Below are 15,664 nucleotides of genomic sequence, written 5' to 3'. Positions count from 1 at the left end.
TTGTTGATAAGTTGTTATTAAGACGATATGTAGCGGGGCTCAGGTCAATGTCTGTATAGGTTTCTACGGATATGAACGAGTTTTAGGCAGGCTGAAATACCTTTAGAATCAATTAGTTGTGACAAAAGATTGGGATGCCGATAAGCTTACCCTCTTGAATGCTCTGAATCCTTACAGTAATAAGGGATCCGCGAGAATGGTTATCAATGGGCACGATAACTTTCAAGTGATTACCTGTTGTCCCGGAGCATGTACCCTTCATATTGTTCTCTTCTATTAGAACATTTTTGAGATACCTTATTGTTGTTTGTTTTAAAATAGTTTCAAGAAGTTCTGAATGTTTTACTTTAGGTTTTAAATCAAGACACGCACCTTTGTGGGTATTATCGGCTTTGACTTGTGAGCCTGCCTTCAAGAGAGTGCCTCATCGCTGTTCTAATCTCAACATTAACTAAACAGCCAGTGAACGCCTCATCACCCTCAAAATTAACTATCTTGTTTGTCCTTGTTCTGCCTGTTATCTTTCTCTTGTCTGTTTTGCTTGCACCCTCAACAAGCACTTCCTGAAGTGTTCCCTTGAGCGCCTCATTCTTACTTAGAGTAATGTCGTCCTGAAGCCCGAGTATATCATTGAGCCGCTGCGACGTTATCTCCTCATTAATGCTTCCTTCCATCTCTGCGGCTTTTGTCCCTTGTCGTGGAGAAAATTTAAAAGCAAAAATGCCGTCAAATTCAATGCTTCTTAAGGCTTTAATGGTCATGGAATGGTCATTGTCCGTTTCGAAGGGAAAACCTGCAATAAGGTCTGTTGTTATTGCAATCTGTGGGATACTTTCTTTGAGTTTTCTGACCTTTTCAATGTAGTCCTCATAGGTATATCCCCTGTTCATAAGCTTGAGTATTCTGCTTGAACCTGACTGGAGCGGCAGGTGAATATGTTCACAGGTTTTTGGCAATTCCTTAATGCATAAAATCAGTTCATCAGAAAGGTCCCGGGGGTGTGATGTGACAAACCTTATCCTCTCAACCCCTTTTATGGTGTCTATTTTCCTCAGGAGTCCGGGGAAATTAGTATCGCTATTATAAGAGTTAACATTTTGTCCGAGAAGAGTTACTTCCTTAAATCCTTTTTCAGCCAGCTCATGTATTTCTTTATATATATTTTGACTGGGCCTGCTCCTTTCTCTGCCCCGCGTATAAGGCACTATGCAATAACTGCAAAAATTATTACATCCGTACATTATGGAGACCCATGCCTTAACATTTTCCTTTCTCTCTGCAGGAAGGTCGGTGTGTTGAATCTCTGGGTTATCTTCAATGCAAACCATAGCATTTGTTGTTAACATAGCGCCTAATTTGTGGATATTCTGCGGGCCGAATACATAATCCACATGAGGGCTCTTTTTAAGTATATCCCTCCCCCTCTGCTGTGCAATGCAGCCCGCAACAGCTATCTTAAGCAGCGGGTTTTTGGTTTTTAATAATTTTATCCTTCCGAGTTCGCTTCTGAATTTTTGTTCTGCCTTCTGCCTTATACTGCAGGTATTAAAGATTATGAGGTCTGCATCTTCTGCATTTGCAGCCTTGATATAGCCTTCAGCCTTAAGAATGCCGGCCATTTTCTCAGAATCATGGACATTCATCTGGCATCCGAATGTATGAATATGCACTTTTCGCTGCATCTTAAAATTTAACATGCGGGATGAACCTGTAGCAAGGCAGGCATGAATAAGGAGGCTGTGTTTGGATTGAGGCAAGATTCACGGGTCTGTCAGAATAGGGGCTGAAGTCTCTACGAAGTGGAGCGGATAGCCCCGCATGAGAATTTGTAAGAGGCTGATATATCGTATAACATCTGCACCATTGAAATGGTAGTTTAATATTGCCGAAAAACAGGCATAGCCTCCTTCTGTATCAGGAGGTTTTTTTAACGTATATCTCTTTTGCAATGTCAGGATCTATTGCGATTGCCGTTTCTTCAACCTGAATAACAAGGGAGGGTTTTTTTTGCAGTAACTTTATTACGCTTCCGGCAATTATGCCCATAGAGCTGAGCCTGTTAAGCCTTGATGTTTCGGCTGATACTATAAAAACTATCCTTCCTTTCAGCCCGACCTCAAAGTCAGTCAGCCTGACAACCAGCGGTTCTATTTCTATTTTATATTTCTTGCAGCATTCGCCTCTTGGTATCGGCTTTCCATGAGGGCATTTTGGAGGATGTCCAAGAAAAGTGCAGACGCTTTCTGTCAATTCTTCGCTAAGGATGTGTTCCATCTTGCATGCGTCAGCATCAACAGCGGTTTCAGGAAGCTCAAAAACATCAGTAAAGAGCTGTTCTGCAAGACGATGCCTGCGGATGAGTCCTTTTGCGAGCATACGGCCTTTTTCTGTGAATCCAACCTTGTCTTCTTTAAGAAGGATAAGATTGCTTTTTATCATCTCATTAACCATCTCATCAAAATTAACATCATCGGAGTTTAATTTAAACCTGTTGAACTCCGTGCGCCCCTCTTCTTCAAGCAACCATATAAGCTCTAACGCTTCATCTATTCTTTCCTGTTCCATAATACCCTCTCATTCTGCCAGTGTCAGTTTTTGGTGTCAGTGTTCAGAAAACTACTGGCACTATTCACTGATACTAAACACTTTTATTGCCCGAATGGCAGTGCTAAATCCATTACCTTATCAAAGCTTTTTCTGTGAATAGGGCAAGGCCCATAGCTGAGTAATTTTTCCATATGTTCTTTTGTGCAGTATCCTTTATGCTTCTCGAAGCCGTATTCAGGGTAGATTTCGTGATATTGCTGCATCAGCCTGTCTCTTGTTACTTTTGCGACGATAGATGCTGCTGCGATAGAGGCGCTGACAGATTCCCCCTTTATCGGACAAATTTGCTTAATATGCACCTGGGGCAGCTTCACGGCATCTATAAGTAAAAGGTCAGGTTCTGCTGAGAGGGCTTTTATTGCCTTTTCCATCGCATGCTTTGTAGCTCTGAGAATGTTAATCTTGTCTATCTCCCCGGCATCTACTATCCCTACGCCGACGTCAAGGCAGCAACCCATTATATCGTCAAACAGGCTTTCTCTTTCGGCTTCAGGAACTTTCTTTGAATCCCGCAGTCCCTTTATTGTTTTACCGTCAGGCATGACCACGGCAGAAGCCACAACAGGACCTGCCAATGGCCCCCTTCCTGCCTCATCTATCCCGGCAATCCTGCAAAACCCCTTTTGCCTCAGGGATTCATCATACAGGAAGATATTCATTAAGCCTTTTGCTGTACAAATTCTCTTTCTTTCTCTTTTATGCGTGTGCCCTTGCCTTTTTTACCTCGCAGGTAGTAAAGCTTAGCCCTTCTTACCGAACCCTGTTTAATTACTTCAATCTTATCTATGTTTGGAGAATACAGCGGAAATATCCTTTCAACTCCGATGCCAAAAGATATCTTTCTGACCATAAAAGACTCTCTTGTTCCGCCGCCGCGCCTTGCGATAACAACGCCCTCAAAAGGCTGGAGCCTTTCTTTGTCTCCTTCAACAACTTTTACGGATACCTTGACAGTATCGCCGACATTGAATGCGGGAACTTCTTTCATGTATCCTCTTTCAATTGATTCAATCATATTCATGTTTTTTTTCTTCCTCCTTTATTTCCGAAACCAATTTATTATCCTCGTCTTTCAACCCCGATACATATTGGGACATAAGATCAGGCCTTCTGACAATGGTTAATCTTAAAGCCTCTTTTCTTCTCCACTGAGATATTGCCTTGTGATTTCCTGACAACAAAACCTCAGGCACCTTAAGCCCTCTGAAATCAGGAGGCCTTGTGTAATGCGGATATTCAAGTATCCCGCCGCATGCAAATGATTCTTCTTCAGCAGAGCGCTCATCTCCAAGCACGCCCGGGATAAGCCTAACAATACTGTCTATTATAACCAAAGCAGGCAGTTCTCCGCCAGTCAATACATAATCGCCTATGGAAATCTCCTCATCAACAAGACTTCTTACCCTTTCATCTATAGCCTCATACCTGCCGCATATAAGAATCATATTTTGATTTTGTCCGGACATAGAAAGCGCCATATCCTGACTAAATGTCTTCCCCTGTGGCGTCAGCATAACAACGCGCCTTGGAATGCCGTCGGATTTAATATGCTCCACCGCGCTGAAGAACGGCTCGGGCTTCATCACCATGCCCGGCCCGCCGCCATAAGGATAATCATCCACAGTTCTGTGCCTGTCAGTCGTGAAATCCCTCAGATTATGGACCTTTACTTCAATAATATTTCTTTCTGCTGCTCTCTTAAGGATGCTGGCATTGAGGTAGGCATTAAAGATATCAGGAAAGATTGTAATTACATCAAATCTCATCTGGAATCTATTTCTTTTTCTCTTTTTCGAGATTGGCTTTCTTTTTCAAAATTTCCTCTGCCTTTTTATCATCGTCTGATTTCCGGTATGCATCTGACAGGGAATCCAGCGCCTCTGATGTCCCTTCCGTATCCCCGGCGTTGCTGCTGACATCATAAGCCCTCAAATAAAAAATTGCGGCATCCTGAAAATGCCCCTGTTTTAAAGAAAGCATTCCTATTCCCCTGAGAGTCGTGGCAATTTTTTTGCTGTCTCCGAGCTCCTTATCAATCTCAAGTGATTTTTTGTATAACTCTCTTGATTCCCAATAAAGGCCCTTCTGAGCATTTATCTCAGCCATCAGCCTTAAAGAATTTGACTCTTCAGCCCTTTGCTTGTTTTCCCTGTTGAGGTTAAGCGCGGTATTTGCCATTGCAGCAGCTTCGTCGTATTTGCCTTCTGCGAAGGAAATTCTTCCCATCAGATTCCATCTGCTTCCCTCGCGGAGCCCTTTATCCACGGACAAAGACTTATTAACCCACTCCTTTGCCTTCGCAGCATTTTTCTCCTTTAGATAAATCCTTGCCTTCTCATACGCTGCATCTGACCTGATTTCATTGCTTATATCAGGCATGGAAAAAGCTATATCTACAAATTCATGTGCGTTTGAGGGATTCCCTTTTTTCTGATATAGCACAGCTATGTTTATAAGGTTAACGGCTATTCCCTCTGTATTTTCAATTGAACGGTTTATCTTCAGGGCTTCCATGTAATAAGCCAATGCCTTTTCATAATCGCCTTTTTCCACAGCCTTCGCTGCGTTCTGGTTGTATTCAATTGCCCTCAGATTAACGGCGGACAATGTTTGGGTTTGAGCGCCACTGCAGCCAATCAGAAGTAGACAGTAGACAGCAAACAGCAAACAGCAAACAGCCTTAAGTTTTGAACTTTTAATTTTCAACTTTAAACTTTTAACTATCTCTTGCCGGCTGCTATTCATAGCTGTCTCCATGAATAAGGCTGTCCTTTGGCTTTTCAATAAAGAGGCGTATAGGCCATATCTGCTTTAAAGACTTTACAACTTCACTGGTGTCGCTCAGTGCGTCCTCGCCTTTATTTAAAAGCGGCGGCACTTTCGGAGCTGCTTTTTCCACCGCATCCTTAAGGTTTGCTGTTGTTTTCTCTGCATGGTCCATGGTCCTGTTAAGTTTATCGATTACAGGATTTATTTTATCGTTCATAGACGAAACAGTTTTATCAATATTTTTAAGGGCTTTTGAAGCATCAGACGAAACGCCTGAAATATTACTGTCAGCGTTCTTTAAAAGCTTGTCAGCATTTTCCTTTGTTGCATTAAGGCCGGAAGACAATGTTTTAAGGTTTGAAAGGGTCTGCTTAATGTCGCCCTTCGGATCATTTATATAGGTTATGATATCTTTAATTTCGCCTATTACCGGACGCATCTCTTCCGCAATTTCATCAAGTCCCCTTGCCTTCTCATTCTGGATAATGCCTCCGTCTCCGATAACAGGCTTATTAGTACTGCCCACGCTAATGTCTATAACACCCTCGCCTATGAAGCCTTCTTTCGTAAGCATTGCCTTTGAATCCTGCCGTATCCATTTACTGTATTTCTTATTGATTAAAAGGGTGACTTTAACCTTTGCATTTTCATCAAGCGACATGGAATCTATTTTACCGATCTTAAATCCTGAAAGCTTGACAGGCATGCCCTCAAAAAATCCCGTGCCTTTATCAACCGTAAAATTAATCCTGTATTTAGCCGTAAAGACGCCGCGTTCAATTCCAATAAAAACCACAGTAGCTATTATGCCTGCGGCTGCAATAATAAAAAACAATCCTACTTTTCCTGTCAGCCTTAGGAATCTCGGGTCAGTTTCTTTCATAAAATTTCCCCTTCTTTAATGTGTAAATGCTGTCTGCTCTGATATAATCCGGCAACCCTTCGTCCATGTCAAAAAACAGAGATGCCCTGCCCTCTTTTTGACGCTGGAACGCAGTAATGGTTTCCAGCACTTTACTTCTGATATCAGGACTTAAGCCTTCAAAAACTGAATCGTAGATAATCAAATCAGGTTCCATAAGCATGGCCCTTGCAAACCCTGCAAGCCTCTTTTTGTAAACAGGCAAAGGGCCCGGAAGTATTGTCAGGTCATCGTCATAGCCTATTTTACCCAAAATGCTTATCATTTTCTCGTCCATGTCATGATGTGATAAGGATGAATGATAAGACAAGGGCAGCATTATGTTTTCCCAGACCTTGAGATTGCTTATAAGCCCTCCATTGTTCAAGACAATGCCCATTCTTTTCCTCGCGGCATTGAGCTCGCCGGATGAAAAAGATGATACCTCTTTTTCAAAAATAAAAATCTTGCCTGAATCCAGCCTTGTCAGCCCTGTGAATATTCTCAGGAGAAGGTTTTTCTCGAACTCGGTTTCTGTCAAAACAACACAGGCCTTTCCACCGGAGATAGCCAGTGAAGCGCAATCTAAAAATCCCTTAAGGCTTGCACATTCAAGTGTAATCATAGGAAAAATATAAGGGTTATTATACCATCAAAGATAAACACAAAAAACAGGCTCTGCATTGTCGCCTTTGTTGTTGCCTGTGGTATTTTGGTTATGCTTCCGCTGACCTTGAGCCCCTGAGAACAGCTTACTGCTGAGATTACCAGCCCGAACAAAAGGCTTTTCACAAGAGATGCGGATAACTCCGGGATGGTCAGGGAAGACAGTATCCCTGTAGTATGCTGCTCAAATGGAATGCCCCAGAATAGCGATGTGACAGTTATGCCTCCGAGTATGGCTGCAAGTTCAAAATAAAAAGTCAGCATGACCGCTGACAATGTAAGCGCAATAATCCTTGGCATTATCAGGTATCGCTCAGGGTCTATGCCCATCATTTCAATGCTTGCAACCTCGCCCTGCGCATTCATGGAGCCAAGTTCTGCGGATATTGCGGTAACGCTTCTTGCAATCACTACTATTGCTGCGAATAATGGGCCTAACTCTCTGATTACAACCCAAACCAGTATTTTCCCTATAAGCTCTCCTCTTCCGACGCCTATGAGGCTTGTAATCTGGCTTATTATGACAATCCCGATTAACAGCCCTATGATTATCATCTTGCCTAAAGTCTCAATTCCGGCAAAATATATCTGCCTGAAGAAAACAGTGCGCACAGGGCCGATTCTAAGGGAAGGAAGATTTTTAAATGCATTAAGGATTAAATTGAAAAGTCCGGAAAGATAAAGTATTGTGTCAAGAATACTCTCAGTTATCCTTTTTGTTTTCATTCCTTTTTACCCCATTCGCATCTGCCTTCAATGCATTTGCAATAGTTTGATATCCTCATCTCAAATTATAAACCGTATTGTCCTTTCCAAAGTTTATGATTAGAGGCGTCTGTGCATGCCCAATCTTTTTTGATATATCTGTTGTGGTCTGTTTTGAGTATTCTCCAAGTTCTGTGAGCGAGATTTTGTTGTCTTTGTTTTTGTCTGCATTTTTATTATTGTTTAATCCGTCAAGTAGAGTATAGGTGAATAAACCATTCCCCTGATACCCGTCCATTGCCTGCTCTTTTGAATTGGCTGATGCGTATATGTGAAGCCCCATCTTCTTTGCAAGCACTGACATCCTTGCATCATATAATCCGCTCACGATATAATCCACGCCTCCTGCATGGCATGTGTCAAAGATGAATAACTGTGAGAGGGATTTTATTTTCTTGGATATTTCAACTATTTCATTTGAACTTATCATTGTGCCTTCATTTACATTTCCGTCATATTCGCTGGTTAGCATGTAGTACTGGTTTTGTAAAAGTATTCCGTGTCCTGCTACGAAGAGAATGAAGCTGTCTGTGGGTTTGATTATCTTTGAAAGATCGTTTATTTTGCTTATTGTGTTTGCCTTTGTGGCCATATTGTCAGCAAGAAGCTCGTAATGAATATTCTGAGGCTTGTATAATGTCGCTGATTGTCTCATCAGTTTTTCTCCAATGTCTTTTGCATCCCTTGCCGCATATTTTAGGGCGACACTGTTGTCCCTATACTGGTCTATGCCTATTGAAAGGATATAAAGATTAGCGTCCTCCTGTTTTATTGTTGAGTTGAATTTTACTGTCTGCATGTAGCCCTGTACTGTATTGTCTTTATTAAAGGCTGTTATGCTTATCTCGTTTTCTCCTGCTATTGCGTCCACTTCTTTGCAGGCTTCAAATTGTTCTCCTTTTGTCTTGCTCTTTATCGGGCTTATCTCTCCTATGCCTTTTATTTTGACGCTCCGCATGTCTTCATAGATTGTTTTGCTGTTTATTTGTGCTAATTGCATCTTGTCTGATGTCTTTGCCGTTTCTTTGTAGTAGCCGTCTGATTCGATAAGTTTTCCATTATGAAAGAGCCTTATCTCTCCAATGCCTCCACCTGTGCTTTTTGCCTTGTAGCAGACTTTTGCCTTTGGAGATGTTGGAGATGACGCAATCGGGCTAATCTCAACTACAGGCGGAGGGCTTTTGATTGCGTCTTTCATTGTAATAGTTATCAGACCGCTTATGTCATCCCCCCTCAACTTGGCTGTAACAACATCGGGACGGTAAAAGACGTCATAAAAACTCTCGACCATGTAGTCTTTATCACCCATCTTAACAGTCAGATACTGGGCGCCTTTCTCTGAAGCGTTGTAGTACCCCTCGCTTGTAATTGTTAGCCACTCGCCGTCTTCGAAGCCTATAAAGACTGCTATTTCCTCGCCGGTTTTGATATCGAAAATCCTAACTGCGGGTTCACCCCACGTTAATAAAATATGCTGTCCGTTGGGATGATACTGGGCTTTTCCAATACTCGCAGTTTTCATCCCTTTCCATATATAATTAAGATCTGTCAACCCTTCTCCCGTTTGAATATCCCAAATCTTTAGTGGAAAACCCTCAATCAACACATGCTTGCCGTCAGGAGAAAGTGCAAGCCCGGACACGTATGTAAACATATAACTTTCAAATCCTGAAAATCGCCTAACTTCAACACCTGTCTTGATGTCCCAGAGCATGACATTATCGTCATGCCAACCGCTTGTCAGCGCATAACGGTCAGTAGTAAAGGCAACAGCACTAACACCCCCCCACATTCCTTTTTTATGCCCGTGGAACTGCCTGATCTCTCTTCCCGTTTCAACATCCCACAATCGGACTACCGCATCCAGTCCTCCCGAAAGAATGAACTTTCCATCCGGGGAAAATGTTGCGACTCCAGAGGAAAAATATGGAGAGGAAAAATATGGAGAGGAAAAATATGACTTTTGATACTTATAACTCATTGTCCTGACTATGTTCCATGTTTTTGTGTCAATCAGATGAATATCAGTTCCTGCGGTGGCAAGCAAATATCTCCCGTCAGGAGAAAAATTCACACTGCTGACTACTGAACCATGCAAATCTTTAAAATCTTTTAATAAAACGCTATTAGCAATATCCCATATTTCAAGAATAGCTGCCTGTTTTGATTGCCAACCATGAACTGTAGCCAACCCGCCAGTCACAGAATATCTGCTGTCAGACGATAGAGCAACTGAGTGCATTCGTTCAGACGACGTAGGTTTCATTAGAAGCTGCTTTCCCTCTGTCAGATCCCATAGCCGCATTGAAGCCCTCTTTGATGATAATCCGAGTCCCGTTAAAACATCTCCCATACTCCCAGTTAGCATATACTTTCCATCTTTTGAAACATACATTGTATCTATGCCGTAAGCCTCTTTGTTGAGCTCCATCTTTAAATCGCTCTGCTTTAAATAGATCTCCGGGACTGCCGTTGCCATTGCGCATGAGGTAAGGAACAGAATTGAAGTGATTAACACGATTCTTGGCATGGTTATTTTTTTGAATGTTTTCATTTCACCCTCCTTAAGTTAGAGGTTTATAGATAGTTTAAGACATTCTTCTTTTCAGAATATCGTAGAAACTTTCCCTTTTATAGGACATCCTTCAAAACCACAAAATTATGCCCGAATAGCAGCAGCATACTGTTACTTCCCTGTTTTTACCACAACTTCCCCCTCAGAATAATCTGCTGCCTGCTGGGTTTTCCCTTCTGTGACTTCCTTAACTTTAACGCTTCTTGTCTTTATGCCTATATCTTTTGGCTTAGTTTTTACCTGATAGACGCCGCCCTCTTTTTTCAGATCTAAATCTCCAAGCTGAGAGACGCTTGCGTATATCATAATGCTTTCCTCGCCGAAAGGAGGGTTCACCTCAAGTTCAAATTTGTCATTGCCTGAGGGGATTTCATAAATAACACCGCCGTTAAAGTAGTTATCCTTCCTGTAAGGGTTTGGTAAAATCTGGATTAGGTTTCCGGTTGTCTCCTTATAGATAACCTTTGCATAAAACGGCTTATTGCCTCTCATGTAAATCTTAATCTTATCGCCTTCCTTGTATTCCTTTTTATCTGTCCATACCTGTACATTTAAAGGCGCAGAGGGATCATCTGTGGTTCCCTGAGAGATTCTTTTCATTGCATTTTCATCAGGTATGACATTTGCCTTTATCTTTACCTTGTAACATTTGCCTAATGAGGGGTCAGTGTACCAGCCCTTTTCAAGTTCCTTATCAACTACAACTGTAGCGTTGTTATAAGCCTCAATGATGTCCTTAACTAACTGTGAGTCTTTTACCTTTGTCTCGCCCTTGATATAAGTGGCTGCATTTTTTGCCGCTTTATCCTTTGCATCTGCCATAGCGGCATGCTCTGTCTGCTTCATTGATTTATCCTCGCCCATGCATGCATAGCCTTCTGATTCAATGATTGTTGATTGTGCAGCGTAAAGGTTAGAGAATAGAAATAAACTCAAAATCGCTGAAATAAATATTTTTAGCATAACGCAACCTCCTTCAGTTCTATTTTACTATTACCAACGGAAAATCCATTCCCTTTGAGTCAACTACTGGAAATTGCGCCTCCTGTTTGTATTTCTTCGTTATGTCAGGCAGTTTTTCTTCTATATATCCCATCAGTTTTCTCACTGTAACAGTCTCACCTTTGCCTGCTGCCTTGCCCTTTAATCCCTCAAGGAGGGTGTATGTGAATACCCCATGACCGAGTTCTTTTACCTCTGCCGCAAACTGGTCTTTGGATGATGCTGCTATTATATGCACACCTGTTGACCTTGACAACTGCGATAGAGCCTTCCTGTCCTCAAAACCCCTGAATGCCACAAGCACTGCTCCTGACTTGCACGCATCAATCAAGACGAGCATCTTTTGTGCAGTTATATTTTTTATATAGCCTGAAAATTCATCCGATGATATTCCCTTTGTCTTTACGTCCTCCTCTCTTTCAGGATATGTGAGTTCATGGGGAATAAAATACCATTTGTCGCCAATGCTTTCGCCATGTCCTGCAAGATATATCAGCACTGCATCCTGCGGCTGGGTGTTTTGCAATTGCTTTAACTTTGAGATTATCGTCTCTCTGGTGGCTTTCTCATCATATATCTCAATGACAGTGACCTTTTTAAATAGTCCGCCCTTTTCTCTGAAGAAATTCACAATCCCCCGCGCGTCAGGCTCTGCATAGTTTAAGTTCAACGCAGGGTTTTTGTATTTATTTATGCCAACTGCAAGGATATAAAGGTTGACCTCTTTTGATGGCGCTGTGAGTTTTACCATGAGTTCATACGGGTTTGATTCTGTCCTGTCTTTGCTGAATGCAGTTGCCCTGAATGTGTTAAGTCCATCAACGAGGGCAACTGTGTATGTCTTTATTGTTTCGCTGCCTTTTGGAACGATCTTTACAGCCCTCGTATCTTCGCCAATTGCCTTGCCATTATGATAAAGCCGTATCTCATCAATACCGCCACCTGTATCCTTCGCAGAGACGGTTATTGTCACAGTGTCTGTGCTGAATGATGTGTTCGGCTCAGGAGAGGTAATCTTGACATCAGGAGGCGTTAAGATTCCTTTCCTTATATCTGCAACCGCCTCAACCTTTTTGCCCTGTAGCACAGAGGCAACATAAACAGGATTAAAGAACTTTTCATAAAAGTTGTCTATGGAATAAACATTGTTGCCAACACGGACATTGAGATGCTTGGCGCCATTCGGTGAGGCGTTGAAATAGCCTTCAGGGGTGATGATAACCCATTCGCTGTCGGTGAAACTGATGAACTGGGCGAGTTCTTTGCCGGTGGAGATGTCCCAGAGGCGGGTTGTGCCGTCATAACTTCCGGAGTACACATGCTTATCATCAGGACTTATGCCTATGAAGGATATTCGGTTCACATGCCCGGATAAAGTTCTTAGCACTTTTCCGGTCGAGATTTCACAAAGGTACAAGGTCATGTTCTCCGACCAAAGTGCGAATCTGCCATCGTGACTCATGGCTAATAAGTCGATATTACCAGTTTTGATTTTAGAGTCGTATTGCACCGCCGATGTGCTTATTTCTCTGTTTGTCGGAATATCCCAAATTTTGAAGATGAGCTTGTTGCTTTTATCGTAATCGAAACCCATCAAGAGGACGTTCTTTCCGTCTGAACTAAAAGTCCCTTGATATCCCCAATTTTTATTATCAAAAGTTTTTATTGCTTTGCCCGTAGAGACATCCCAGATGTTAAGCGCCAGACCATCGTTAGAAATGGCATATCTGCCATCAGCACTCATCATTGCATATTGGATTTCTGCTTTGTGTCCACCACTGTATGTCTTTATTTCTTTCCCTGTTGCAATATCCGATAACATGAGCGTGGAGCCAACCGACCAAAAAATATCCTTATTGCCAGGGCTTATTGCCACAGGGCGAGCCCAGTGATACACCCCTGCTTTTTTCAAAGTCTGTATTTCCCTGCCTGTTGTAATGTTCCAGAGTTTGATGGTCGAAGAGCTTTCTGGAAAATCCCACCCGCCTGCCGCAGCATACGTGCCATCGCGGCTGATTGCCACAGCACGAACACCAAGGGTGTGTTTGATTGTTTTGATCTGCCTGCCGTTTGAAATGTCCCAGAGATTCAGCAAACCAACTTCCTGACCTATGAGAATTTTCTTGCCAACTGCGCTTGGCGATACTGAGGCAACTTGTTGCGTATATCCGCCAAAGCTCCTTAATTCTTTGCCGGATGCAATATCCCATAGCATGGGGGCGTTATCATCACTCCCCGAAAGCGCATACTTTCCATCAGGACTGAAGGCGACAGACCGAACCCAACCACTATGTCCGCTGAAGGTTTTTATCTCCCTGTCTTTTTCAATATCCCAGAGCCTGATATTCATGACGCCGCCGAATAGGGCATATTTACCGTCCGGGCTTACAGCTATAGAGGAAACCCCTTCCACATTGAATGCTTTAACCTGTCTGCCTGTGGCGATGTCCCACATCCTGGCGCTATCTTCATAGTCCCCCGAAATAACATGCTTTCCATCTGGGCTTATGGCTATCGCTGTAACCCAACCCTTACCCCCGTTAAAGGCTCTTATCTTTTCACCTGTGACGATATCCCATATTCCGATGGTGTTATCACTACTCTTTGCGTTAGTAAACGTTCCGTCCGGCATTTGCACTTGGCCGTTGTACCTGCTCCCAGAAATTACATACCTGCCGTCTGGACTTATGACTATTGAAACAATTCTAGCGTTATCCTTGTTAGCATTTCTAAAAGTCCGCAATTTTTTTCCTGATGCAATATCCCATAAGTTAAGGTTTTCACCTCCTGATAACACATGCTTCCCATCAGGGCTGAAGATGACATTGTCGGTATCTTGTATATAGTCGGTATCTCTATGTATATCCCCGCTGAAAGTCCTTATCCTCTTCCCTGACGCCATGTCCCATAGTTTTAGATTTTTTCCTCTATCTTCATCTCCCGAAATGACATACTTTCCGTTCGGACTTACGGCTATGGAGGTCACTTTCTCTGTCCCGTAAAAAGTACGCACTTCCCTCCCGGATGCAATCTCCCATAGCTTGAGGGTTTTATCCCAACTCCCTGACAAGGCATATTTACCATCAGGAGAAAAGGCTACAGAGTTAACTCTTTTTGTATGTCCCATCTGCACAAAAATCTCAGGCTTTTCAGCGGCAGAGACAGCAACATGGCTGATTGACAATATGGCAATAACCCAAAACCAGACTGATAAAAAGCGGAATAAATTCTTAAATCTAAGCATATCCCCTCCCATGAAAAATTTCCCAGCCGTATAATTTTTTCATTTTATCAATGGTTCAAAAGAGTTTAAAACCTTTTCAAATATCCCTTCAATACTTTTTGCAATATCAGGCGATGCCCTGTAGTTCAATACATAAAAACCTTTCTCAACAGGGATTACAATGTATCTTTCTATGACTGTAACTTTCCTTGAAGGCGGGACAATTTCATATATGATGCCTTCCTTGAAATCAGGCGGATTAAAAGGCAGGGGAATAAGTTCAAATGTTTCAATCTCAAACTTTTTAGCCTCCCTTCCCGCCACTGCCGTATTTGTAATATAGACATCTTTTTCCGGGGCGAGGCGTGTGAAAGTCCCTATTTTGAGGTTGATATATCTCTCATAACTTTTAAAAAACTGTCCGTACTCATAATACAAAACGGAGATTGTCAGGCGGGCCTCGTCTTTATACGGAGATTTAGAAATCTCTTCTATCCGCAATATTACTAAGCCTTTAACAGTTCCTCGTATTTCTTCCACATACACTAAGTATTTATCCATTATTATCTTTTGCCCCGCATGAACTTTAAAGTCCTTTTCTTGCGGGGGATTCCCTTCAATAAATAATGTCAATATAGCTATTAAACCATGCTTTTTTATGCCAGCCTCATCAAGATAATCAGCTTTAATTATATTTGTGACACCTATCCGGAGTTCATGGAAAGTGCCGACATTTCCCTGCTTTATTTGGATAACCTCACCTCCAGATCCATGTACTTTTTCTACTGGAACACAGCCAGCAGCATTATGCGGTCCGGAAAGCTCTACTCCGAATACCTTATCCCCTGTTCTTGTGTAAGCGTGTGAAAAATCCTTTTCTTTTTTGCCCCATCCTTTAGGGATCAATACAACAAAAAAATTACCCTCTGATATGTATTTTTCATAAACAATATTTTCAGGTTTTACGGGACTTTCCTGCTTTTCAGAGGCAAAGGTAGGGGTTAAGAAAAACGTAAAGAGAAAAAGGCTTATAAATATCTTTCTATTCATAGTGCATCTCTTTTTTGAACCAAATTATATCAGCACTATTCTCATAGGTAAAGGTAATTTTCACATTGCGACTTTCTCTAATTTCATAACCCGCTCACTCTTTTTG

13 protein-coding genes are annotated in these 15,664 nt (G+C 42.1%); all 13 read right to left on the bottom strand.

Annotated elements, in window-relative coordinates; translation table 11 throughout:
* Positions 1 to 383: 383 nt before the first annotated feature.
* The 13 genes from miaB to HY035_00935 all read right to left on the bottom strand — a co-directional run bounded on the left by miaB (position 384) and on the right by HY035_00935 (position 15,558).
* Positions 384 to 1,697 (bottom strand): tRNA (N6-isopentenyl adenosine(37)-C2)-methylthiotransferase MiaB, encoded by a 1,314-nt coding sequence (gene miaB / locus HY035_00995; GenBank protein ID MBI3376966.1) that lies wholly within the window; start codon positions 1,695 to 1,697, stop codon positions 384 to 386.
* A gap of 217 nt (positions 1,698 to 1,914) precedes the next feature.
* Positions 1,915 to 2,565, bottom strand: coding sequence for a metal-dependent transcriptional regulator (locus HY035_00990; GenBank protein ID MBI3376965.1), 651 nt, complete (start codon positions 2,563 to 2,565; stop codon positions 1,915 to 1,917).
* 83 nt (positions 2,566 to 2,648) lie between these two features.
* Entirely contained in the window at positions 2,649 to 3,266 is a 618-nt protein-coding gene (locus HY035_00985) for a ribonuclease HII (GenBank protein MBI3376964.1), read from the bottom strand.
* Positions 3,266 to 3,628, bottom strand: a complete 363-nt coding sequence (rplS, locus tag HY035_00980; protein MBI3376963.1) for a 50S ribosomal protein L19 — start codon at positions 3,626 to 3,628, stop codon at positions 3,266 to 3,268. Before rplS ends, HY035_00985 begins: the two co-directional genes overlap by 1 nt.
* Positions 3,615 to 4,373, bottom strand: coding sequence for a tRNA (guanosine(37)-N1)-methyltransferase TrmD (gene trmD / locus HY035_00975; protein MBI3376962.1), 759 nt, complete (start codon positions 4,371 to 4,373; stop codon positions 3,615 to 3,617). Before trmD ends, rplS begins: the two co-directional genes overlap by 14 nt.
* 7 nt (positions 4,374 to 4,380) lie before the next feature.
* On the bottom strand, positions 4,381 to 5,352 hold the full coding sequence (locus tag HY035_00970) for a tetratricopeptide repeat protein (GenBank protein MBI3376961.1): 972 nt from the start codon (positions 5,350 to 5,352) through the stop codon (positions 4,381 to 4,383).
* Positions 5,345 to 6,259 carry an MCE family protein gene (locus tag HY035_00965; protein ID MBI3376960.1) on the bottom strand — a complete coding sequence of 305 codons (915 nt, stop codon included), beginning with the start codon at positions 6,257 to 6,259 and terminating at the stop codon, positions 5,345 to 5,347. The genes HY035_00970 and HY035_00965 overlap by 8 nt, the downstream gene beginning before the upstream one ends.
* Complete coding sequence (locus tag HY035_00960) at positions 6,246 to 6,902, bottom strand: ATP-binding cassette domain-containing protein (GenBank protein ID MBI3376959.1); 657 nt, start codon at positions 6,900 to 6,902, stop codon at positions 6,246 to 6,248. Before HY035_00960 ends, HY035_00965 begins: the two co-directional genes overlap by 14 nt.
* Positions 6,899 to 7,669, bottom strand: coding sequence for an ABC transporter permease (locus HY035_00955; protein ID MBI3376958.1), 771 nt, complete (start codon positions 7,667 to 7,669; stop codon positions 6,899 to 6,901). Before HY035_00955 ends, HY035_00960 begins: the two co-directional genes overlap by 4 nt.
* Before the next feature lie 55 nt (positions 7,670 to 7,724).
* A complete protein-coding gene (locus tag HY035_00950) occupies positions 7,725 to 10,262 on the bottom strand; it encodes a caspase family protein (GenBank protein MBI3376957.1) in 2,538 nt (845 codons plus the stop codon).
* Positions 10,263 to 10,394: 132 nt separating this feature from the next.
* Positions 10,395 to 11,246: a DUF4384 domain-containing protein gene (locus HY035_00945; protein ID MBI3376956.1), complete on the bottom strand. Its 852-nt coding sequence runs from the start codon at positions 11,244 to 11,246 to the stop codon at positions 10,395 to 10,397.
* Between the two features lie 19 nt (positions 11,247 to 11,265).
* Positions 11,266 to 14,529 (bottom strand): caspase family protein, encoded by a 3,264-nt coding sequence (locus HY035_00940; GenBank protein MBI3376955.1) that lies wholly within the window; start codon positions 14,527 to 14,529, stop codon positions 11,266 to 11,268.
* A gap of 39 nt (positions 14,530 to 14,568) precedes the next feature.
* Entirely contained in the window at positions 14,569 to 15,558 is a 990-nt protein-coding gene (locus HY035_00935) for a hypothetical protein (GenBank protein MBI3376954.1), read from the bottom strand.
* Positions 15,559 to 15,664 lie beyond the last annotated feature (106 nt).

The organism is Nitrospirota bacterium (assembly GCA_016195565.1).
GTDB lineage: Bacteria > Nitrospirota > Thermodesulfovibrionia > Thermodesulfovibrionales > UBA1546 > UBA1546.
The sequence above is the reverse complement of the archived record's forward strand: the minus strand, read 5'-3'. Positions and strand labels throughout refer to the sequence as shown.

Bases quoted from the DNA above. Each gene is read 5' to 3' on its own strand.
- miaB (MBI3376966.1), bottom strand. From the start codon at position 1,697: ATGTTAAATTTTAAGATGCAGCGAAAAGTGCATATTCATACATTCGGA.
- HY035_00990 (MBI3376965.1), bottom strand. From the start codon at position 2,565: ATGGAACAGGAAAGAATAGATGAAGCGTTAGAGCTTATATGGTTGCTT.
- HY035_00985 (MBI3376964.1), bottom strand. From the start codon at position 3,266: ATGAATATCTTCCTGTATGATGAATCCCTGAGGCAAAAGGGGTTTTGC.
- rplS (MBI3376963.1), bottom strand. From the start codon at position 3,628: ATGAATATGATTGAATCAATTGAAAGAGGATACATGAAAGAAGTTCCC.
- trmD (MBI3376962.1), bottom strand. From the start codon at position 4,373: ATGAGATTTGATGTAATTACAATCTTTCCTGATATCTTTAATGCCTAC.
- HY035_00970 (MBI3376961.1), bottom strand. From the start codon at position 5,352: ATGAATAGCAGCCGGCAAGAGATAGTTAAAAGTTTAAAGTTGAAAATT.
- HY035_00965 (MBI3376960.1), bottom strand. From the start codon at position 6,259: ATGAAAGAAACTGACCCGAGATTCCTAAGGCTGACAGGAAAAGTAGGA.
- HY035_00960 (MBI3376959.1), bottom strand. From the start codon at position 6,902: ATGATTACACTTGAATGTGCAAGCCTTAAGGGATTTTTAGATTGCGCT.
- HY035_00955 (MBI3376958.1), bottom strand. From the start codon at position 7,669: ATGAAAACAAAAAGGATAACTGAGAGTATTCTTGACACAATACTTTAT.
- HY035_00950 (MBI3376957.1), bottom strand. From the start codon at position 10,262: ATGAAAACATTCAAAAAAATAACCATGCCAAGAATCGTGTTAATCACT.
- HY035_00945 (MBI3376956.1), bottom strand. From the start codon at position 11,246: ATGCTAAAAATATTTATTTCAGCGATTTTGAGTTTATTTCTATTCTCT.
- HY035_00940 (MBI3376955.1), bottom strand. From the start codon at position 14,529: ATGCTTAGATTTAAGAATTTATTCCGCTTTTTATCAGTCTGGTTTTGG.
- HY035_00935 (MBI3376954.1), bottom strand. From the start codon at position 15,558: ATGAATAGAAAGATATTTATAAGCCTTTTTCTCTTTACGTTTTTCTTA.